Annotated in this window: 23 protein-coding genes and 3 pseudogenes; 17 read left to right on the top strand and 9 right to left on the bottom strand. The window is 65.4% G+C overall.

The features are described 5' to 3' along the window. The first annotated feature begins 159 nt into the window (after nucleotides 1-159). The 9 genes and pseudogenes from mnmG to ASC78_RS28150 all read left to right on the top strand — a co-directional run. Nucleotides 160-2,118 carry a tRNA uridine-5-carboxymethylaminomethyl(34) synthesis enzyme MnmG gene (gene mnmG, locus ASC78_RS23570; protein ID WP_055807173.1) on the top strand — a complete coding sequence of 653 codons (1,959 nt, stop codon included), beginning with the start codon at nucleotides 160-162 and terminating at the stop codon, nucleotides 2,116-2,118. After that, a complete protein-coding gene (gene rsmG / locus ASC78_RS23565) occupies nucleotides 2,115-2,756 on the top strand; it encodes a 16S rRNA (guanine(527)-N(7))-methyltransferase RsmG (RefSeq protein WP_055807169.1) in 642 nt (213 codons plus the stop codon). The genes mnmG and rsmG overlap by 4 nt, the downstream gene beginning before the upstream one ends. A gap of 114 nt (nucleotides 2,757-2,870) precedes the next feature. Further along, nucleotides 2,871-3,485 (top strand): LysE family transporter, encoded by a 615-nt coding sequence (locus ASC78_RS23560; protein ID WP_055807166.1) that lies wholly within the window; start codon nucleotides 2,871-2,873, stop codon nucleotides 3,483-3,485. A 7-nt stretch (nucleotides 3,486-3,492) separates the two neighbouring features. Then, entirely contained in the window at nucleotides 3,493-4,407 is a 915-nt protein-coding gene (locus tag ASC78_RS23555; protein WP_055807163.1) for a ParA family protein, read from the top strand. Nucleotides 4,408-4,447: 40 nt separating this feature from the next. Then, nucleotides 4,448-4,999 (top strand): RBBP9/YdeN family alpha/beta hydrolase, encoded by a 552-nt coding sequence (locus tag ASC78_RS23550; protein ID WP_055807160.1) that lies wholly within the window; start codon nucleotides 4,448-4,450, stop codon nucleotides 4,997-4,999. Further along, nucleotides 4,999-5,946: a ParB/RepB/Spo0J family partition protein gene (locus ASC78_RS23545; RefSeq protein WP_055807157.1), complete on the top strand. Its 948-nt coding sequence runs from the start codon at nucleotides 4,999-5,001 to the stop codon at nucleotides 5,944-5,946. The genes ASC78_RS23550 and ASC78_RS23545 overlap by 1 nt, the downstream gene beginning before the upstream one ends. Before the next feature lie 103 nt (nucleotides 5,947-6,049). Beyond that, nucleotides 6,050-6,163, top strand: a pseudogene (locus ASC78_RS28410) (peptidoglycan-binding protein); the annotation flags it as partial. 99 nt (nucleotides 6,164-6,262) lie between these two features. Continuing rightward, nucleotides 6,263-6,615: pseudogene (locus ASC78_RS28155) on the top strand (peptidoglycan-binding protein); the annotation flags it as partial. 1 nt (nucleotide 6,616) lies between these two features. Further along, nucleotides 6,617-7,147 (top strand): annotated as a pseudogene (locus ASC78_RS28150) (peptidoglycan-binding protein); the annotation flags it as partial. Nucleotides 7,148-7,226: 79 nt separating this feature from the next. Here ASC78_RS28150 and ASC78_RS23535 read toward each other — a convergent pair. Continuing rightward, nucleotides 7,227-8,651, bottom strand: coding sequence for an FAD-binding oxidoreductase (locus ASC78_RS23535; RefSeq protein WP_055807152.1), 1,425 nt, complete (start codon nucleotides 8,649-8,651; stop codon nucleotides 7,227-7,229). A gap of 83 nt (nucleotides 8,652-8,734) precedes the next feature. Between ASC78_RS23535 and ASC78_RS23530 the strand changes: the two genes are divergently transcribed. The 4 genes from ASC78_RS23530 (at nucleotide 8,735) to ASC78_RS23515 (ending at nucleotide 11,050) form a co-directional block, all read left to right on the top strand. Then, nucleotides 8,735-9,235, top strand: coding sequence for a DinB family protein (locus tag ASC78_RS23530; RefSeq protein ID WP_055807865.1), 501 nt, complete (start codon nucleotides 8,735-8,737; stop codon nucleotides 9,233-9,235). 22 nt (nucleotides 9,236-9,257) lie between these two features. Next, nucleotides 9,258-9,869, top strand: coding sequence for a cob(I)yrinic acid a,c-diamide adenosyltransferase (locus tag ASC78_RS23525; RefSeq protein WP_055807149.1), 612 nt, complete (start codon nucleotides 9,258-9,260; stop codon nucleotides 9,867-9,869). Further along, nucleotides 9,866-10,231, top strand: a complete 366-nt coding sequence (locus ASC78_RS23520; RefSeq protein WP_055807146.1) for a hypothetical protein — start codon at nucleotides 9,866-9,868, stop codon at nucleotides 10,229-10,231. The genes ASC78_RS23525 and ASC78_RS23520 overlap by 4 nt, the downstream gene beginning before the upstream one ends. Before the next feature lie 294 nt (nucleotides 10,232-10,525). After that, nucleotides 10,526-11,050: a class IV adenylate cyclase gene (locus ASC78_RS23515; protein WP_055807142.1), complete on the top strand. Its 525-nt coding sequence runs from the start codon at nucleotides 10,526-10,528 to the stop codon at nucleotides 11,048-11,050. A gap of 6 nt (nucleotides 11,051-11,056) precedes the next feature. Here the strand turns inward: ASC78_RS23515 and ASC78_RS23510 are convergent, their stop codons facing one another. Next, complete coding sequence (locus tag ASC78_RS23510) at nucleotides 11,057-11,695, bottom strand: GDSL-type esterase/lipase family protein (RefSeq protein ID WP_055807140.1); 639 nt, start codon at nucleotides 11,693-11,695, stop codon at nucleotides 11,057-11,059. Nucleotides 11,696-11,735: 40 nt separating this feature from the next. Then, entirely contained in the window at nucleotides 11,736-12,164 is a 429-nt protein-coding gene (locus tag ASC78_RS23505; RefSeq protein ID WP_055807137.1) for a winged helix-turn-helix transcriptional regulator, read from the bottom strand. 115 nt (nucleotides 12,165-12,279) lie between these two features. On the opposite strand from ASC78_RS23505, the gene ASC78_RS23500 reads away from it, so the two are divergent. Both ASC78_RS23500 and ASC78_RS23495 read left to right on the top strand, forming a co-directional pair. Beyond that, entirely contained in the window at nucleotides 12,280-12,870 is a 591-nt protein-coding gene (locus tag ASC78_RS23500) for a dihydrofolate reductase family protein (RefSeq protein ID WP_055807135.1), read from the top strand. A gap of 122 nt (nucleotides 12,871-12,992) precedes the next feature. Continuing rightward, the gene (locus ASC78_RS23495; RefSeq protein ID WP_055807863.1) at nucleotides 12,993-13,454 is read left to right on the top strand and encodes an RcnB family protein; all 462 of its coding nucleotides are present in this window, start codon (nucleotides 12,993-12,995) and stop codon (nucleotides 13,452-13,454) included. A 97-nt stretch (nucleotides 13,455-13,551) separates the two neighbouring features. Here ASC78_RS23495 and ASC78_RS23490 read toward each other — a convergent pair whose 3' ends face one another. Continuing rightward, entirely contained in the window at nucleotides 13,552-13,815 is a 264-nt protein-coding gene (locus tag ASC78_RS23490) for a hypothetical protein (RefSeq protein WP_055807132.1), read from the bottom strand. 114 nt (nucleotides 13,816-13,929) lie between these two features. Beyond that, nucleotides 13,930-14,874 (bottom strand): CysB family HTH-type transcriptional regulator, encoded by a 945-nt coding sequence (locus ASC78_RS23485; RefSeq protein WP_055807129.1) that lies wholly within the window; start codon nucleotides 14,872-14,874, stop codon nucleotides 13,930-13,932. Nucleotides 14,875-15,057: 183 nt separating this feature from the next. Here ASC78_RS23485 and ASC78_RS23480 point away from each other — a divergent pair, with 183 nt between their 5' ends. Both ASC78_RS23480 and ASC78_RS23475 read left to right on the top strand, forming a co-directional pair. Next, complete coding sequence (locus tag ASC78_RS23480) at nucleotides 15,058-15,660, top strand: TetR/AcrR family transcriptional regulator (protein WP_055807126.1); 603 nt, start codon at nucleotides 15,058-15,060, stop codon at nucleotides 15,658-15,660. Between the two features lie 206 nt (nucleotides 15,661-15,866). Then, nucleotides 15,867-16,787 (top strand): alpha/beta hydrolase, encoded by a 921-nt coding sequence (locus ASC78_RS23475; protein WP_055807123.1) that lies wholly within the window; start codon nucleotides 15,867-15,869, stop codon nucleotides 16,785-16,787. A gap of 51 nt (nucleotides 16,788-16,838) precedes the next feature. Here the strand turns inward: ASC78_RS23475 and minE are convergent, their stop codons facing one another. From minE to ASC78_RS23455, 4 genes are all read right to left on the bottom strand, one after another. After that, the gene (minE, locus tag ASC78_RS23470; RefSeq protein ID WP_055807120.1) at nucleotides 16,839-17,117 is read right to left on the bottom strand and encodes a cell division topological specificity factor MinE; all 279 of its coding nucleotides are present in this window, start codon (nucleotides 17,115-17,117) and stop codon (nucleotides 16,839-16,841) included. Between the two features lie 3 nt (nucleotides 17,118-17,120). Then, complete coding sequence (minD, locus tag ASC78_RS23465) at nucleotides 17,121-17,936, bottom strand: septum site-determining protein MinD (RefSeq protein ID WP_055807861.1); 816 nt, start codon at nucleotides 17,934-17,936, stop codon at nucleotides 17,121-17,123. Between the two features lie 56 nt (nucleotides 17,937-17,992). Then, on the bottom strand, nucleotides 17,993-18,766 hold the full coding sequence (minC, locus tag ASC78_RS23460; RefSeq protein ID WP_055807118.1) for a septum site-determining protein MinC: 774 nt from the start codon (nucleotides 18,764-18,766) through the stop codon (nucleotides 17,993-17,995). A gap of 106 nt (nucleotides 18,767-18,872) precedes the next feature. Next, entirely contained in the window at nucleotides 18,873-20,174 is a 1,302-nt protein-coding gene (locus ASC78_RS23455) for a solute carrier family 23 protein (protein ID WP_055807115.1), read from the bottom strand. Between the last annotated feature and the right edge of the window lie 77 nt (nucleotides 20,175-20,251).

Genomic DNA, 20,251 nt, shown 5'->3' with positions numbered 1-20,251 from the left:
TGCTATAAATAATGTAGCAAACTTTTGAGTTTGAATGGGGACGGCCAAGGGTTGGGAATGCCTCGGCACCGGTTGCCCTTATTCCCGCCGCAAAAGGGTACCCCCGATTAAAATTGGTGCCCCTTTGCGCAGCGCACGCGTCAGTGCGCCCCCTCTCTCATGCTGTATCCCGAAGAATTTGATGTCATCGTCGTTGGCGGTGGCCATGCCGGCACCGAGGCCGCGTTGGCGGCTGCCCGCATGGGCGCCAAGACGCTGCTGCTGTCCCACAACATCGAGACGCTGGGGCAGATGAGCTGCAACCCATCGATCGGCGGCATCGGCAAGGGCCACCTCGTGAAAGAGGTCGATGCGCTGGGCGGCGCCATGGCCATTGCCACCGACGAGGCGGGCATCCAGTTTCGCATTCTCAATTCGAGCAAGGGCCCTGCCGTGCGCGCGACCCGTGCGCAGGCCGACCGGGTGCTGTACAAGGCGGCGATTCGCCGCCGGCTCGAAAACCAGCCGAACCTCAGCCTGTTCCAGCAAGCGGTCGACGACTTGATGGTGGAGGGTGATCGGGTGGTGGGCGCCGTCACTCAGGTGGGCATTGCCTTCCGCGCGCGCACCGTGGTGCTCACGGCGGGGACTTTTCTTGACGGTCGCATCCATGTGGGCCTCGACAACTACCAGGCCGGGCGCGCGGGCGACCCGCCGGCCATCAGCCTGTCGGCACGGCTCAAGGAATTGAAGCTGCCGCAGGGCCGCCTGAAGACTGGCACGCCGCCGCGCCTCGACGGCCGGACCATCGATTTCTCGAAGTGCACCGAGCAGCCGGGCGACGGCATGCCGGGCGGGGCAGGGCCGATGCCGGTATTCAGCTTCATGGGCCGGGCCGACATGCATCCGCAGCAGATGGCCTGCTGGATCACCCACACCAATGCGCGTACTCACGACATCATCCGCTCCGGCTTCGACCGCAGCCCGATGTTCACCGGCAAGATCGACGGCGTCGGTCCGCGCTACTGCCCGAGCGTCGAGGACAAGATCAACCGCTTTGCCGACAAGGAAAGCCACCAGATCTTTCTCGAGCCCGAAGGCCTGACGACCAACGAGTACTACCCGAACGGGATTTCGACCAGCCTGCCTTTCGACATCCAGTACCAACTGGTGCGGTCGATGCCCGGACTGGAGAACGCCCACATCCTGCGGCCCGGCTATGCCATCGAGTACGACTACTTCGACCCACGCGAGCTCAAGAGCAGCTTTGAGACCCGATCGGTCAAGGGCCTGTTCTTTGCCGGGCAGATCAACGGCACCACCGGCTACGAAGAGGCGGCGGCGCAGGGCTTGTTTGCCGGGATCAACGCGGCGCTGCAATGCCGGGGCGAAGAGGCGTGGCTGCCCCGCCGCGACGAGGCTTACCTGGGCGTGCTTGTCGACGACCTGATCACCAAGGGCGTGACTGAGCCGTATCGAATGTTCACCAGCCGCGCCGAGTTCCGGCTGCAGCTGCGTGAAGACAATGCCGACATGCGCCTGACCGAGGCAGGTCGCAAGCTTGGTTTGGTCGACGATGCGCGCTGGGATGCTTTCAGTCGCAAGCGGGATGTTGTTTCACGTGAAACAGAACGACTCAAATCGATCTGGGTGAATCCGCGCAACCTGCCGGCGGCTGAGTCGGAGCGGGTGCTTGGTAAAGCCATCGAGCACGAATACAACCTTGCCGACCTGTTGCGCCGGCCGGACGTGAACTATCAAACACTGATGTCGCTGGACGGTGGAAAGTACAGCGCGTCCACTGCGCTGAACGAGATCGAGATCGAGCAGATCGAGATTTCGGCCAAGTATTCGGGTTATATCGAGCGCCAGCACGACGAAGTCGAGCGTGCAGCGCACTTCGAAAACCTGCGCATGCCGTCCGACTTCGACTACAGCCAGGTCAAGGCACTGAGTTTCGAGGTCCGGCAGAAGCTAGATAAGCATCGGCCTGAAACGCTGGGGCTCGCTTCACGTATCTCGGGCGTGACGCCTGCTGCCATTTCCTTGCTGATGATTCATTTGCGAAAAGGCGGCCACAAAGCTTTCGACCGCGACGCTGCCGCTGAAGCCCCAGCCGAACCGCAGTCCGCCCAATGAACCCGCCCATCGATACGCTGCGCCAAGGTGCAGCAGCCTTGGGCCTCGCTTTGTCCGATATCCAAGCGGAGCAGTTGCTGTCTTACGGCACGCTGATGCTCAAGTGGAACAAGGTCTACAACCTCACGGCGCTGCGCGACGCTGCGAGCGTGCTCACGCACCATCTGCTCGACAGTCTGGCGGCCGTGCCGCCGTTGCAACGCGAGTGGGCAGGGGAGGGCAAGCTGCTGGACGTGGGCTCGGGTGGCGGCCTGCCGGGCGTGGTGATTGCCATCATGCGGCCAGACCTCCAGGTCAGCTGCCTCGATGCGGTCGCCAAGAAGGCGGCTTTCGTGCAGCAAGTGGCCGCTGAGCTCGAGTTGCCCAACTTGCGCGGATTGCACGCACGCGTCGAATCGCTTGCCGGCGGCTATGAAGTCATCAGCTCCCGCGCCTTTGCTTCCCTGCCGGATTTCTTCAATGGTTCGGGACATCTGTTGGCACCCGGTGGCGTCTGGCTGGCCATGAAAGGCAAAGTGCCGACTGAAGAATTGGCCGTGTTACCGGCCGGTATCGCAGTGTTTCACGTGGAACAATTGACTGTTCCTGGCCTGGACGCAGAGCGTTGCATTGTCTGGGCACGCAAGGAAGCCGCCTGACCGGGCAAAAAAGAAACGCCTACGCTGGTGAAAGCCGCCGGCGGAGGGTGATCGCAGGGGTCGCCTCGCTTAGACTCGACGCCTCCCCCTGGCTCTCTTTCCCGAGGCAAATCCATGTTCGGCATCGCTGACTACGGCGCATTCGTCGCCGCCATCGTCCTCTTTCTACTGATCCCCGGTCCGGGCAACCTCGCGTTGATCACCTCGACCAGCAAAGGTGGGATTCGCGGGGGATTGGCGGCAACGCTGGGCGTGATTATTGGCGACCAGTTCCTCATGTGGGCTGCGGTGGCCGGGGTGGCTGCCGTCCTGACTGGCTATCCGGCAGCGTTCAAGGCTGTGCAATGGCTGGGCGCGGCTTACCTTGCCTGGTTAGGCGCCAAGATGCTGCTGGCCAAGCCCGGCGCGGCCCCGATCCTCAACATTCGCCCCAGCCATTTCCTGCGCCAGGCGCTGGCGATCACCTTGCTGAATCCCAAGGCGATCGTGTTCTACATGGCATTCTTTCCGCTGTTCGTCGACCCCGCGCGCCACCAAGGCATGGCCACCTTTGGCGCCATGGCGGTGACGATTGCGGTACTGACCTTCCTGTATGGCCTGACCTCGACGCTGCTGACGCACTTTCTTGCGGAACGCATTCGCGCCAATCCACGAATTTCGGGTGCGCTCGAAAAGCTCGCGGGCGTTTTCCTGATCGCCTTCGGCGTCAAGCTCGCCATTTCCCGCTGATTTCCCTATGGCCAAGATTTTCTGTATTGCCAACCAAAAGGGCGGCGTCGGCAAGACCACCACCACCGTCAACCTGGCCGCCGGCCTGGCCAAGGTCGGCCAGCGGGTGCTGATGATCGACCTTGATCCCCAAGGCAATGCGACCATGGGTTCGGGCATCGACAAGCGCCAGCTGGAGCTCACGGTGTACGACGTGCTGCTCGAGTCGGCTTCCGTTGCCGAGGCGCGCGTGAAGGCCGACAAGCTCGTGGAGGGCGGCTGCGGGTATGACGTGCTCGGCGCCAACCGGGAGCTGGCCGGTGCCGAGGTCGAAATGGTGGCACTCGACCGCCGCGAAAAGCGCCTGCGCACCGCGCTGGCAGCGGTGGGCGCCGAGTACGACTTCGTGCTGATCGACTGCCCGCCGAGCCTGAGCCTGCTCACGCTCAACGGCCTGTGCGCCGCGCATGGCGTGATCGTGCCCATGCAATGCGAATACTTCGCGCTCGAGGGGCTGACGGACCTGGTCAACACCATCAAGCAGGTGCACGCCAACCTCAACAAGAACCTGCAGATCATCGGCCTGCTGCGCGTGATGTTCGATCCGCGCATCACGCTGCAGCAGCAGGTGAGCGAGCAGCTCAAGGCCCACTTCGGCGACAAGGTGTTCGACACGGTCATTCCGCGTAACGTGCGGCTGGCCGAGGCGCCGAGCTACGGCCTGCCGGGCGTGGTGTTCGACCCGAACGCCCGCGGAAGCCAGGCTTTTGTCGCCTTTGCCAAGGAGCTGGTCGAGAAGCTGCCGCCCGCCAGCGCCTTTGCATCGAATGCGGTGGCGCCGCCGATTGCGCCGGTCGCAGCCGGCGCGCCCAACCTGGCCATTCCTGAAGACGTGCTGGCCCCGGCGGCCGCACCCGATTCCACCAGCGAAAAAAGCCTCTGACGCGGTCCATCATGGACCTGCGCCAACAAGTTTCCAGCAGATGACGACGACGACCCCCCGCATCCTCTTGCTGCCGGGCTGGCAGAACAGCGGCCTCGGCCATTGGCAGACCCGGTGGGAATCCGCATACGGCGACCGCCGCGTCGAGCAGCACGAGTGGATGCGCCCGCTGCGTGGCGACTGGTCTGCACGGCTCGAGGAAGAAATGCTCGCCGCACCCGGCCCGCTCGTGTTTGCCGCGCACAGTCTGGGCTGCATCCTCGTCGCGGCCTGGGCCGCGCATTCGCGCAACACGCACAAGGTGCGAGGCGCACTGCTGGTCGCGCCCGGTGACCTGGAGCGCGACGACCTGCGCCAGCTCATTCCAGGCTGGGCTCCCATCGTGCGCCAGCCCTTGCCATTTCCGGCGGTGCTGGTCGCCGCCAACGACGATCCCTATTGCGACGCCGCGCGCTCGCGCCAGCTGGCGGCCGACTGGCGCGCGCGCTTCGTCGACGCCGGCCCGGGCGGTCACCTGAATGCCGAATCCGGCCTGGGCGATTGGCCCGAAGGCCGGAAACTATTGAACGAAATCTCGAAAGACAAGCACTGATGGCGACCAAGAAACCCAAGGGCCTCGGGCGCGGCCTCGAAGCACTGCTCGGCCCGACGGCCGGGCATTCCGTCGACAACGCAGGGATGGAAGAGGGCGCCGCCGCGCAGAACCCCACCACGCTGATGCTCGATCAGATGGTGGCGGGCGTTTACCAGCCGCGCACCCGCATGGACGAAGGCGCGCTGTACGAGCTTGCCGAGAGCATCAAGGCGCAGGGCATCATGCAGCCGATCCTCGTGCGCCGCCTCGATGGAGAATCGGCTGAGGCCAAGAACGCCGAGTTCGAAATCATCGCCGGCGAACGCCGCTTCCGTGCCGCACGGCTCGCGGGCCTCGACCGCGTGCCGGTGCTGGTGCGCGACGTGCCCAACGAGGCCGCAGCGGCCATGTCGCTGATCGAGAACATCCAGCGCGAAGACCTCAACCCGCTCGAAGAAGCCCAAGGCCTGCAACGCCTGGTCTCGGAGTTTGGGCTCACTCACGAGGCGGCCGCCCAGGCCGTGGGCCGCTCGCGCAGCGCCGCCAGCAACCTGCTGCGGCTGCTGAACCTGGCCGAACCAGCGCAGCAGATGCTGATGGCCGGCGACATCGACATGGGCCACGCCCGCGCGCTGCTGTCGCTGGACCGCGGCACGCAGATCACCGCCGCCAACCAGATCGCCGCCAAGAAGATGTCGGTGCGCGAAGCCGAGGCGCTGGTGAAGCGGCTCGCGGCCGAGTTCACGCTCACGCCCTCGCGCCGCAGCAACGACGGGGAAAAGTCGCGTGATCTGCAGCGGGTGGAAGAAGAGCTGGCCGACCTGCTCACCGCCGAGGTCGAGGTGCGCATCAAGAAGCGCAGCAAGCGCGGCGGCAAGGTCGAGGAGAGCGGGGAGCTCGCCATCCACTTCGGCTCCATCGAAGCACTCAACGGACTGATCGAACGCATCCGCCGAACGGCTTAGGCGCGGGCGGGCTCCCTCTGACATCCGTCTAATCGATCTTGCAATCTTTTACGGGTATCCTCGCCGGGCACATCGACCCAAATATCAAGGAGAGGGAGTCATCATGAGGTTCACTACAAAATTTCCATTCGCGGCCGTGGCTGCGGGTGCGCTGCTTTTGACCGGCTGCGTCACCACCGACATGCAAATGGGCAGCCAGTCGGCCAAGACCATGGCCACGGGCAGCGCGGCAGGGTCGGCCACTGCCGGCGAAAGCAGCCAGCTCGAGCGCTGCGAGTCGCCGCTCGGCACGGTTTCGCTGATCGAGAACGTGAANACGGGCAGCGCGGCAGGGTCGGCCACTGCCGGCGAAAGCAGCCAGCTCGAGCGCTGCGAGTCGCCGCTCGGCACGGTTTCGCTGATCGAGAACGTGAACTCCGGCTGGTACACCATCCTCACCGGCGAATACCGCCTGCCGCCCACGGCCAACCTGCTGCGCCTCCTGGTCCAGCAGTCGAACTGTTTCGTGGTGGTCGAGCGCGGCGCGGCCGGCATGAACGCCATGACGCGCGAGCGCGCACTGCAGCAGTCGGGCGAAATGCGCGGCGGCAGCAACTTCGGCCGCGGCCAGATGGTGGCGTCCGACTACGGCCTCTCACCCGAGATCGTGTTCAGCAACAGCGATGCCGGNGGCGAAATGCGCGGCGGCAGCAACTTCGGCCGCGGCCAGATGGTGGCGTCCGACTACGGCCTCTCACCCGAGATCGTGTTCAGCAACAGCGATGCCGGGGGCATCGGCGGCGCCTTGGGCGGCTTGGTCGGCGGCAACCGTGGGCGCGCCCTGGCTGCGGTCGGCGGCAGCATGCAAACCAAGGAGGCCAGCGCGCTCCTGACGCTCATCGACAACCGCTCGGGCGTGCAGGTCGCAGCATCGGAAGGCAGCGCCTCCAAGACCGACTTCGGCGCCTTCGGCTCGGTGTTCGGCGCCCGCGCCGGCGGCAATCTCGGCGGCTATACCAATACGGCGCAAGGCAAAGTGATTGCCGCGGCGTTCATGGACGCCTTCAACCAGATGGTTCGCTCGCTGCGCAACTACAAGGCGCAGACCGTGCGCGGCCAGGGCCTTGGCGGCGGCGGCCGGCTGGGCGTGGACGGCGGCGCAGCCCCTTCGCAAACGTACGTGCCGCCGGAGCAGCCGGCACCCGCACGCCGCCGCCGATAAGAGGGTGCGGCCAGCCGCAAAAAAGCCCGGGGCTCTCGCGAGCCGCCGGGCTTTTTCATGGGGGCCTGAATGGGCCGGGTCAGAGCGCGAAGATCTTGCCGGGATTCATGATGTTCTTCGGGTCGAGCGCGCGCTTGATCGTGCGCATCATGTCGATCGCGCCCACGCCCGCTTCGGTCACCAGGAAGTCCATCTTGTGCAGCCCCACGCCGTGCTCGCCGGTGCAGGTGCCCTCGAGCGCCAGCGCGCGGCTCACGAGCGCATGGTTCAGTTCCTCGGCCTTCACGCGCTCTTCAGGAATGTTCGGGTCCAGCAGATAGCCGAAGTGGAAATTGCCGTCGCCCACGTGGCCGACCAGAAAGTAGGGGATGCCGCTGGCATCGGCCTCGGCCACGGAGTCGAGCAGGCAGTCGGCCAGGCGCGAAATGGGCACGCAGGTGTCGGTCGAGATCACGCGGCAGCCCGGGCGCGACTGCACGGCCGCGAAGTAGCTGTTGTGCCGGGCTGTCCACAGCCGGGTGCGTTCCTCCGGCGTGCTGGCCCATTCGAAGGCATTGCCGCCGTGGCCGCTGGCGAGCTCCTGCACGGTCTCGGCCTGTTCCTTCACGCCGGCCGGCGAGCCGTGGAATTCCATCAGCAGCATCGGCTCTTCGCGCAGGTTGAGCTTGGCATAGGCGTTCACCATGCGCACCGTGTTCACGTCGATCAGCTCGACCCGCGCGATCGGCACGCCGAGCTGGATGGTTTCGATGGTGGTGCGCACCGCGGCCTCGATGCTCGGGAACGAGCAGATCGCGGCCGACACCGCTTCGGGCAGCGGATAGATGCGCAGCGTGACCTCGGTGACCACGCCCAGCGTGCCTTCGCTGCCCACCATGAGGCGTGTGAGGTCGTAGCCCGCGGACGACTTCTTGGCGCGCGTGCCGGTGCGGATGACGTCACCCGCCGCGGTCACGACTTCGAGCGCCAGCACGTTCTCGCGCATGGTGCCGTAGCGCACGGCGTTTGTGCCGCTCGCGCGCGTGGCCGTCATGCCGCCGATGGAGGCGTCAGCGCCCGGGTCGATGGGGAAGAACAGGCCCGTGCTCTTGATGTCGTCGTTGAGCTGCTTGCGCGTGACGCCAGGTTGCACCGTGACCGTGAGGTCGTCCGCATTGACCGAGAGCACCTTGTTCATGCGCGACACGTCGATGCTGATGCCGCCCTGCACCGCGAGCAGATGGCCTTCGAGCGATGAGCCCACGCCGAAGGGAATGACCGGCACGCTGTGCTCGCTGGCGAGCTTCACGGCGTCGGCCACGTCCTGTGTGCTCTCGGCAAAGATCACGGCCGAAGGAGGCGGGGCGTCGAACGAGGACTCGTCGCGCCCATGCTGCGTGCGCACCGCCATGGCCGTGGAGCAGTTGGCGCCGAAGCGTGCTTTCAGCCCTTCGATCAGGCTGTCGGGTACGTCGCGCAGATGAAGCTCCGGCATCAGGTGCGAGGTTTGGGTCGGTGCGTTCATCGGGCGTCTCCTGGAGAAGGTGAGGGCGGGGCTCTGTCCGGCCATTTTACGGAGCGAGCACCATAATGCGCTTCGAAAGCACCATGAACCCTACGACCCTCAGCACACTCGCGGCCTTTCCGTCGCAACTCGCCGCCCACTACGCGGCCATTCCCGATGCGTTCCGGCATTGGGCGCCGACCTCGTGGGAGGGCGTTCCGAGCGAAGCCTTCACCGCCATCGAACAACTCTGCCATGTGCGCGACATCGAGATCGAGGGCTACCACGTCCGCTTTCGCCGCACGCTGGAAGAGCGCAATCCCACGCTGGCTTCGATCGACAGCGAGCCGCTTGCCATTGCACGCGCCTATGGCATGGCCGACGCGGCCAAGGTGCTGGCCGAGTTCAGGACCGCGCGTGCGCAAACCATGGAAATCATCTCGAGCCTGAGCGATGCGCAACTGGCGCGCACCGCCGTGTTCGAGGGCTACGGACCGCTCACGATGCGCAGCCTCATTCACTACCTCTGCAGCCACGACCAGCAGCATCTGGCGGGCCTGCAATGGCTGGCCGGCAAGATCGACGCGGCGACCATCCTGCGATAAAACAGGCACAACAGGAGCGCCCATGGGCAACCGACTTTCCCAGATCGCCACCCGCACCGGCGACGACGGCACCACCGGCCTCGGCGACAACACGCGCGTGCCCAAGGACCACCTGCGCGTGCACGCCATGGGCGACGTAGACGAGCTCAACTCGCAAATCGGCGTGCTGCTCTGCGAGCCCATGCCGGAGCCCGTGCGCGAGCTGCTCGTCGACGTGCAGCACCAGCTCTTCAACCTTGGCGGCGAGCTTTCGATGCCAGGCTACACGCTGCTGAAGGCCGACGCGCTGCTGCAGCTCGACAACGCGCTGGCCGAGCACAACGCCGCCTTGCCGCGCCTGGCTGAATTCATCTTGCCCGCGGGCACGCGCGCGGCCTCGCTCGCGCACGTGTGCCGAACGGTGGCGCGGCGGGCCGAGCGCGCGGTAGTGGCTCTCGGCGCCACGGCGGAACTCAACGATGCTTTGCGTCAATATCTCAACCGGCTCAGCGACCTGCTCTTCGTGCTTGCGCGCGTGCTCAACCGGATGGACGGCGGCGACGACGTGTACTGGAAGAGCGAGCGCATGGCGCGCGCTGCCGCAGAAGCATCGGATGCCGACCAGTCTGACGACAAGGAAGGAAGCCCCTCATGACCAAGAAGATGCCTGCTCATTCATTCGCACTGGCTGCTGCGAGCGCCGCGCTCCTGCTGCTGTCCGCCACTGCCGTTCACGCCCAGAGCGCCGACAACCCACCCAAGGTCCAGCCCGCGCACACCCTCCCGCCGCCGCCGCGTGACAGCAAGGTCGTGAACAGCGTGCAGCGCGGCACCAACGCCGCCGGCCGGGGCATCGACCGCGCCGAAGACGCCACGCGGCGCGGTGTCAACAACGTCTCGGAAAAAGCCAGCCGGCCGGTGCGCAGGGTGGGCGAGTCCTTCGGCCGCAAGCTAGCGCCCGGCTCCAGCGGCCGCACTGCGCCGCCGCCGGTGGGGCCGCAAGGCAACGCGCCCTGATCATCATCATCAGGGCGCGATCCCGCCGACGGGGTACCTTGCTCCGCGAATGTCCCCCGCCCTTCGGGCTCCTCCTTTATTTCGCTGCGCAAGGCACCCCATCGACGGGATCGTTGTTCAAAGCGGTGGTTGATCGGCCGCACACCAGCAGTGCTTTTCGTGCGCAGGGCATCGGGTGCTCCGCGCAGCGAAATAAAGGAGGAGGCCGCAGGCCGGGGGACATTCGCGGAGGGGAGTACCCGGTGTCCTGTGCACGTACCCCGAACACAAGCAAGCCTCAACAGCACGACCGAGATGGCACGAAACATAGAGATCAAGGCCCGCATCGACAGCGTGGAACGCGTGGCGCTCATCGCCGCAAAGCTGGCTGATTCAGGCCCGATCGAAATCGCGCAGGACGACACGTTCTTTCGCTGCGAGAACAGCGCCGATCGCCTCAAGCTGCGCACCTTCGCGCCCGACCATGCGGAGCTGATCTTCTACCGCCGCGCGAACAGCAGCGGCCCGAAAGAGTCGTTCTATCTGATCTCGCCCACCACCACGCCCGACACCCTGCGCGAGTCGCTCACGCTGGCCTGGGGCCAGGCCGGCCGTGTGCGCAAGCAGCGCCGGCTCTTCATCGTGGGCCGCACGCGCTTGCACCTCGACCGCGTGGAGGGCCTGGGCGAATTCCTCGAACTCGAGGTGGTGCTGAAAGAGGGCGAGCCCGCTGAAGACGGCGTGGCCGAAGCGCATGCGCTCATGGCGCAACTCGGCATTGCACCCGGCCACCTGGTGCAGGGCGCCTACGTCGACCTGCTGCGCGCCGCTGCTGCTTGAGTCTCGTCAGCGCCAGCCCGCGGCCTTGAGCTGGTCCGCGAGCTGCTGCGCAACCTTGGCATAGCCCTTGGCGTTGGCATGGATGCGGTCGGAGCGCAGCGAGGCGTCCGACAGCACGCTCGAATACACATTGGCGACGAGCAGCGCCTGCCCCGACTTCGCGACCTCGTCGTAGAACGGCGCGTCGCTGAGCGATCCGACAGCCGCGCGCATCGCATCGGGCGAGGGCGTGGCCAGCAGCGCGACATGGGGTGTGTGCGCGCGCGCCTGGCTCACGAGGGCCGCAAGGTTGTCGCGCGTGGCAGAGGGCGACACGCCGCGCAGCATGTCGTTGCCGCCGATGCCGATGAGGATGGCGTCGTAGCTGCCCGCCGCCAGCAGCGACGGCAGGCGCTCCAGCGCCCCGGCCGAGGTGTCGCCATTGATGCCCGCGTTGTCGATCTGCCAGCCGGTGAGCTCGCCCAGTTTCACGGGCCAGGCCGCCTCGGGAGGTGCGCCATAGCCGAAGGTGAGGCTGTCGCCCAGCGCGAGCACGCGGGCGTCGGATTTCAATGCGGCGGCGGAGGGCTTGCGCTTGCCGCAGGCGGCCAGCGTGGCGGCTGCGGACATGCCGGCCAGCAGGTGGAAAAGGTGTCGTCGCTTCATGCTGGCCGCGAGCTTAAACGCATTCAATGAAGCGCCGGTCTCAGCCCTTGCGCGCGGCGGCGTGCGTCTTGCGCAGATCCGCCTGCATCTGCTTCCAGAGCACCGGCCCACCTTTTTCCATGGCGGCCGCGGCCGTTGCGCTCTCGCGCGTGACGGGCTGGTGCTTGCGCCCCCAGATGCCGATCTGCGCCACCACCGGCAGCAGGTCGATGCCCATGGGTGTCAGGCTGTAGATGGCCTTCTGCTTGTGCGTGGGGTCGTCAGCCTTGTGGAGCACGCCGTGCTCCACAAGCGTGCCCAGGCGCTCGGTGAGGATGTTCGAGGAGATGCCTTCGTCGGACTGCAAGAACTCCCTGAAGTGCCGCTTGCCCGCAAACATCATGTCGCGAACGATGAGCAGGCTCCAACGGTCGCCGAAGACCTCGAGCGACAGGTTGATGGGGCACTGGGATTTCTGCTGGTTCGCCATCGCAATATCGCTCTCGTTTTGAAACTGCTTGCATTTTCGCAGCAGTTCTTCAATACTTCAACTGGTTGCAAATCAGGAGCAGTTGCCTGGCAAGCGTCCCCGAAGGAGAAACCTCGTGAGAAAGCTTGTCCTGCAAATGCAGATGTCGGTCGATGGCTGCGTCGCAGCTGCCAACCCCGGCCTCGATTGGCAACTGTGGGGTTGGGGCGATCGCTGGAACTGGGACGACGCGCTCAGGCGGTACTTCAATGAAGTCTTCGAGTCCGTCGATACCATTCTTCTGAGCCGCAAGATCATCGAGGAAGGCTATCTCGACCACTGGGGCCGAGTCGCAAGAAGCCACGCCGCTGATCCGCACTATGCCTTCGCACAAAAAGTGATCGATGCGCGCAAGGTCGTGCTCACGAACAAGCTCAAGGCATCGCGGTGGCCACGCACCAAAATTGCAGCAGGGAGCATGGCCGACGAAGTGAATGCGCTCAAGCGGCAGCCGGGCGCCAACATCCTCTGCATCGGCGGCGCCGGCTTTGCATCGTCGCTCGTCGCCGAAGGGCTCGTCGACGAGTTTCAGTTCTTCGTGAATCCGACGGCCGTGGGCGGTGGTCGCTCGGTGTTTCACGACCAGCGCAACGGCCACAAGTTGCGCTTGCTCGGCGCCAATGCCTACGAATGCGGCGTCGTGGTCAACCGCTACGCCCCTTGTTGAAGGACAACGCGCCGCCGCGATACCAGCGCTTACCTCATTTCACCTGACGGCGACCTGATGTGCTCCGGGCAGACACAAGCGCCACTGACAATGGACTCGTCATCAACACGAAGGAGTTCCAGATGATCATCAATTCAAAGAGCATGGCCGTCGCTGCTGCGGCACTCGCGATGTGCATGGCGGCGGGAAGTGCCTTCGCGCAGGACCGTGGCCACGATCGCGGCCATGACCGCGGCAACGATCAAGGTCACGGCCGCTACGAGCAGGGCAACGGCCGCCACGAACAACAGGACCGTCGATTCGACCGGCACGACAACCGCGGTGGCAATCACTACGGCCGCGAGGACTACCGTCCAGGCCGCCAGTTCGATCGCCGCGGCTACCCGCAGCCGCACGCAGAGTGGCGCCGCGGCGGACGCGTGCCTCACGAGTACCGCGGTCGCAACTACGTGGTGAACGACTACCGGGCCTACCAGCTGCAGGCCCCCCCTCGCGGTTACCAGTGGGTGGGCGTGGGCGGCGACTACGTGCTCGCGGCCATTGCCACCGGTCTGATCGCGCAGATCATCGTGGGCAACCAGTAAAGACAAGGAGCGCGGCGCGCCACGCGCGAAGCTTCATTCAAGACCGCCGCAGGGCTTCCTGCGGCGGTCTTTGTTTTTTTGGAGAGGGGTAAAGCCCTCAGGCTGCCACGGTGGGCAGCGACTGGGCGCAGACATTGCGCCCGGTGATGGTGAGCCGCAAACCACCGCCGTGCCACTCGAGCCAGTTAAGGCTCACATACGCATCGATGTCGGCGTCGTCGATGCGGTCCGCCTGGCGGCTTTGCAGCAGTTCGACGGTGGCAGGCAGTGCCCGTCTGAGCCGCTCACGCCGTTCGGCGGCGTCGGCGGCCTTCTGGGCGGCCTTGGTTTGCTGCTGTTGCTGCTGCGGGGTCGATGCCATTGCTGATCCGTTCCGGGAAGCCAAGGAATTAACCCGAATGTACGCTGCCTGTGTGAAGCAGCCAGCTTCTTTTTTAATCCTGTGTCGGCAAGCGTTGAATCCGTTGCGCCAGCGCTAGATTTCGTAGTGCGAGCCCTTCGCTTCATCGCCCAGAGCCTTTTCGACCACGCTGCGCGTCAAGGTCGGTGCAAACGACTCGATGAACGAGTAGACGTACCTGCGCAGGTAGTTGCCGCGCCGCACCGCCAGCTTGGTCAGGTTGATGCCGAACAGCCGGCCCGCATCGAGCGCGCGCAATTGCGTGTCGCGCTCGGCCTCGTAGGCCACGCCGGCGACGATGCCCACGCCCATGCCTAGCTGCACGTAGGTCTTGATCACGTCGGCGTCCATGGCCGCGAGCACGATGTGCGGTGTGAGCCCGCGCTGCGCAAAGGCCTCGTCGATGCGCGAGCGGCCGGTAAAGCCGGTGTCGTAGGTGATGAGCGGATGGCGCGTGAGCGCCTCGAGCGTCAGCGGCGCATCGAGCAGCGCATGGCCCGGCGGCACCACTACCGAGTGCGTCCAGCGGTAGCAGGGCAGGGCCACCAGCTGGGGGTAGTCGCCCAGCGCCTCGGTCGCAATGCCCACGTCGGCCTCGCCGTCGATCAGCATCTGCGCAATTTGCTTGGGCGAGCCCTGGTGCAGGTGCAGCTTCACGTTGGGAAACTGCGCGCGAAATTCCTGCACCGCCACCGGCATGGCGTAGCGCGCCTGCGAATGCGTGGCTGCCACCGAGAGCAGCCCGCTCTGCTGCGCCACGAACTCCTGCCCCGCCTGCCGCAGGTTGCTGCTTTCCATCAGCATGCGTTCGATGATCGGCAGCACGTGGCCGCCTGGCTCGGTGAGCCCGGTGAGCCGCTTGCCGGCGCGCACGAAAAGCTCGATGCCCAGTTCCTCCTCCAGCTCGCGGATCTGCCGGCTCACCCCCGGTTGGGAGGTGTGCAGGGTGTGGGCGACCTCGGTCAGGTTGAAGCCGCAACGAACGGCCTCGCGTACCGAGCGCAGTTGTTGGAAGTTCATCTGGTGCGAAGGATCGGAAGGAGAAGGCCCGGACGGGCCGAGCGGCGATTCTCGGCACAAGTGCTTATGCGGGGAACGATGCGTTTGTTGGTTTCACATGAGCAAATCATCTGTGCCGCATCGATTGGAGCGTCTCTGCAAGGTGCATTTGCAATTTCGCACGACTGTGCTAAAGTTGCAGCCATGGACGCCAAAACCCAGAAAAGCGAACTCACCCGCACCGCCATCGTCGGCGCGGCGATGGATCTCGCGCTGACCGAAGGCCTGGAAGCAATCACGCTCCAGGCCGTGGCCAGCCGCTTGGCGCTCTCCAAGAGCGGCGTGTTCTCACGGGTGGGCTCGCGAGAGGCGTTGCAGAAGGCGGTGATCGAAGAGTACGGCCGCCGCTTCCTCGCTGACGTGTTTGTGCCGGCCATGCAAAAGCCCAAGGGCCTGGCCCGGCTCAACGATATCGTCGACCGATGGATCGCGCGCACGCGCGACATCGAGGCCGAAACCGGCTGCATCTACATGGCCGGCGCCTTCGAATACGACGACCGCGAAGGCGAGCTGCGCGACCTGCTGCTCGCCGAGATCACGCGCTGGCGCGCCGCCCTGCGCCGCACCGTGCTGCAGGCGGTGGAGACCGGCGAACTGCGCGCCGACACCGACGCCGCGCAGGTCGTCAGCGAACTCAACGGCCTCATCATGGGCTTGCTGCATGACGCGCGCTTTCTGCGCGACCCCCAAGCCGCCGACCGCGCCAAGCAGACCTGGCAGCGGCTTCTTTCCAGCTACCGCGCCTGATCACGGCGCCATGCACTTTCATTCGTCTTTCTGTATTCTAATTTCGCACAGTCGTGCGATAAAAGGAGAAGCACCATGCTGATCATTGCCCTCTGCCTTGCCGTCTACCTGGGCGCCATTGGCGCTGAAACCGTCCGAGAGTCATTGCACAGCCTGCCGCGCAGCAACGAAGACTGGGTTTGGTACTGAACCGAAGGAGCCATTGCATGACGAGCAGCACTACAACCTCCGCGGCCGCGCACGCCGCGCAGTCGAACTACTACCGCCCCAGTCGTGTAATGCGCACCCTGCGTTTCGGCCTGACCACCGCGCAGCGCGTGTGGCCTGCACTGGGAGTGCAAGCCGCCTACCGGCTCTTCGGCACGCCGCTGCCGCCCAAGTGGCTCTACCGCGGGCAGGCGCCCGGCGCCGATTGGCGTCGCGAAGATTGGGCCTTCGAAAACGCGAGCCTCGGCCTCTATCACCTGGCCACGCAGGATTCAGGTGCGGAATCGGCGCCCATCGTGCTGCTGGTGCATGGCTGGGGCGGGCACGCCGGTCAGATGCTGTCGTTGGCCAAGGTGTTGGCCGATGAAGGCCTGCGGCCCGTGCTGCTCGAGCTGCCGGCCCACGGCCGCAGCGCGGGCATCATGAGCAACTCGCCGCAGTTCGCCCGTGCCATCTCGTATGTGGTTGCAAGGCTCGTCGCAGACGGCCATACCCTCCGCGCAGCGGTCGCGCATTCGATGGGCGCCAACGCGCTGGGGTTGGCCGCCGCGCAGGGCTTGCGCGCCGAGCGGCTGGTGTTGCTCGCACCACCGGCTTCGGCGCGCGAATTCACGCGCTACTTCGCGCACACGTTCGGGCTGAGCGAGGCGACGCGGCTTGCAATGCAACGGCTGTTCGAAGCGCGGGAAGGCCTCTTGATGGCGCAGCTGGAGCCACCGGCTGTCGGTCCGCGCATCGTGCAGCCGACGCTGATCGTGCATGACCGCGATGATCGCGTGAACCGCTTTGCCGACGCGGAGGCCTACCGCGATGCCATCAAGGGGGCGCGGCTCGTGGCCACGGAGGGGCTGGGACACCGCCGCATCCTCAAGGAAGAGGACGTGCTGCGGCAGGTGGCGCGCTTCGTGGCGCAGCCTTGAGCTGAGCCCTGAACTGAAACGGGAGGGCTGCGCCGCCCCCCGCGTGTTCGATCAGCGTGCCGGCGAGGGCGTCGCGTCGGGCAGTTCGATCTTGATGTCGAGCACTTCGAGGTCGTCCTGCTTTTCCAGGTGGACCTTGATGTCCTCGGCATTGATCTTCACGTACTTCGAGATCACCGCCATCAGCTCGCGCTGGAGGTCGGGCAGGTAGTCGGGGCGCTTCTTGCCGCTGAGGCTGGACCGCTCGTGCGCGAGGATGATCTGCAGCCGCTCTTTGGCGACGCTGGCCGTCTTCTTCTTTTCGCCGAGCAGGAACGAGAAAAAGGACATGGCCTACTTGCCTCCGAAAATTCGCTTGAAGAAGCCCGGCTTTTCCGCATCGACGAAGCGCATGGGCTTGTCTTCGCCCAGGAAGCGCGCCACCACGTCGCTGTAGGCCTTGGCCACGTCGGTTTCCTTGTCGTGGATGGCGGGCACGCCCTGGTTCGACGCCTGCAGCACGCTTTCCGATTCGGGAATGACGCCGATCAGCTTGATGCGCAGGATGTCCTGGATGTCTTCCAGCGAGAGCATCTGGCCGCCGGCCACGCGGTTGGGGTTGTAGCGGGTGATCAGCAGGTGCTCCTTGATGGGGTCGCCGCCTTCCTTCGCCCGCTTGGTCTTGCTGCTCAGCATGCCCAGGATGCGGTCGGAGTCGCGCACCGAGGATACCTCGGGGTTGGTCACCACGAGTGCCTCATCGGCAAAGTGCATGGCCATCATCGCGCCGGTTTCGATGCCCGCGGGCGAATCGCACACGATGTAGTCGAAGTCCATGGCGGCCAGGTCGGTCAGCACCTTTTCGACGCCCTCTTGCGTGAGCGCTTCCTTGTCGCGCGTTTGCGAGGCCGCCAGCACGAACAGGTTGTCGCACTGCTTGTCCTTGATGAGCGCCTGGCTCAGGTTGGCTTCGCCCTGGATCACGTTGATCAGGTCATACACCACGCGGCGTTCGCAGCCCATGATGAGGTCGAGGTTTCGCAGGCCCACGTCGAAGTCGATCACCGCCGTCTTCTTGCCGGCGAGCGCGAGGCCCGACGCGAAGCTGGCGCTCGTCGTGGTCTTTCCGACGCCGCCCTTGCCTGAGGTCACCACCACAATTTTGGCCATTGCCATTCCTTCTTGTTTCGATTCGGTTGTTGGTTTTTCGAATGCGCCGCGGCGCATCAGATCGGATCGATCACTAATTTCTTGCCGTCCAGGCGTATCTGCGCCGGCTTGCCGAGCACCGGATCGGGCAGCGGCACTTCGTTGGTGCGATAGATGCCCGCAATGGCCACCAGCTGCGCTTCCATGCAGGTCGAGAAGATGCGCGCCTCGGTATTGCCCCGCGCGCCGGCAATCGCCTTGCCCCGCAGCGGCGCATACACGTGCACGTTGCCGTCGGCGATCACCTCGGCACCAAAGCTCACCACCGCCGTCACCACCACGTCGCCGCCACGCGCGTAGACCTGCTGGCCCGAACGCAGCGGCTTGTCGATCAGGAGCGTGCCGTTGGCCGGCACCGGCACTTCGCGCACGATCTGCGGCGCTTCGCTGGCGGGTGCTGGCGATGCGGCGGGCGGCGCGGGGGAACGCGGCGCCGGAGCCACCGGCATGGCCGTGAGCGAGAGTCCGGCCGCGCGGGCCGCCGCATTCTGGGCGTCGTTACCCCCGCGCACCGCAATGGGCTGCGTCTGGTGGCGCGCCAGCAGGCCGCGCAGCGCCGCGAAGTCGAGCGCTGCGGGTTCCTCGCCGCCTTCTTCTTCCGGCTGCAGCTGCGAGAGGTCGATGACCACCGGCTCCTGCTCGAAGAAATCGGGCGAATCGGCCAACTGGGCGTCGAGCGCCTCGGCCAGCACGGCCAGGTCGGCCGTCTTGAGGATCACTGCGATCAGCGGCAGCGTGGCGCTCTTGAATTCGAAAACCGCCTTGGTGCGCGCGGCGGAGACATCGGCCATTGGAAAACGTCGGTGCGAAAAGCGTTGAAGTCTAACGGGCGCGGGCTTCCGGGCAGTGACCGGGCCCTGCTTCAACCACTTGGCAGAACATTTATTGCAAGGCGTTTCACTTTGAAAGGGTGGAAGCGTTGCGCGTTCTGCCCAGAAGTGCGTAAAGAATGATCGCACCGAAAGTCGCGGTTCCGATGCCGCCCATTGCGAAATCGCCGAACTTGAGCGTGAAGTCGCCGGTGCCGATGATCAGCGTGATCGCGGCCACGATGAGGTTCTTGTTCTGCGAGAAATCGACTTTGTTGTCGACCCAGATCTTGGCGCCAGCGATGGCGATGAGGCCGAACACCACGATGCTCACGCCGCCCATCACCGGCAGCGGAATCGCCTGGATCAGCGCGCCGAACTTCGGGCTGAAGCCCAGCACCAGCGCAATGAGCGCGGCCACCACGAACACCGCCGTCGAATAGATGCGTGTGGCCGCCATCACGCCGATGTTTTCGGCATACGTGGTCACGCCCGTGCCGCCGGCGGCGCCGCTCACCACGGTGGCAATGCCGTCGCCGATGAAGGCGCGGCCGATGTAGGGGTCGAGGTTGCGGCCCGTCATGGCCGTGACCGCCTTCAGGTGGCCGAGGTTTTCCGCCACAAGGATGATGGCCACGGGTGCGATCAGCAGCATGGCGTTGGTGGTGAACACTGGGGCGGTGAAGGTCGGCATGCCGAACCACGCGGCATTGACGATGCCGGACAGGTCGACCGGCTTGCCCATGCCCATGAGGTTGGTCAGCAGCGCATAGACCACAGTGGCCAGGATGAGCCCGATCAGGATCAGCAGGCGCTGCAGCATGCCGCGCGTGAACACGGCCACCAGCCCCACGCAAAGGAAGGTGACGGCTTGCATCCAGGAATCGAAATTGCTGGCCGCCATGTTCTTGATCGGCACGCTCGCCAGGTTGAGCCCGATCACCGCCACCACCGCGCCCGTGACCACCGGTGGCATGAAGCGTTCGATCCAGCCAGTGCCAATGGCCTGCACCAGGGCGCCGATGAGGATGTAGATCACTCCGCAGGCCACGATGCCGCCGAGCGCCACCGCGATGTTGGCATTGGGCCCCTTGCCCGCATAGCCGGAGGCCGCGATCACCACGCCGATGAACGCGAAGCTCGAGCCCAGGTAGCTGGGCACCTTGCCGCCCGTCACCAAAAAGAAGATCAGCGTGCCGATGCCGCTCATCAGGATGGCGATGTTGGGGTTGAAGCCCATCAGGATGGGCGCCAGCACCGTGGCGCCGAACATCGCGATCACGTGCTGCACGCCCATGGCGCCGGTCTGCAGCCAGGGCAGGCGTTCGTCGGGCGCGACCACGCGTCCTTCGGTGGCGGCGACTTCGCGCCAGCTGAATAGATTGCTCATGAGTTTGCTTTCTCCTCGTCTTGTGTTTTTGAGGGGCTTCTTCCGGCCCGCTGCCGCCCGGTGTGTGTCGGGCGGGT

The sequence above is a fragment of the Variovorax sp. Root318D1 genome (genome assembly GCF_001424835.1).
Taxonomy (GTDB): Bacteria; Pseudomonadota; Gammaproteobacteria; order Burkholderiales; family Burkholderiaceae_C; genus Variovorax.
Note: the sequence above shows the minus strand (reverse complement) of the source record. Positions and strands in the feature narration are given on the sequence as shown.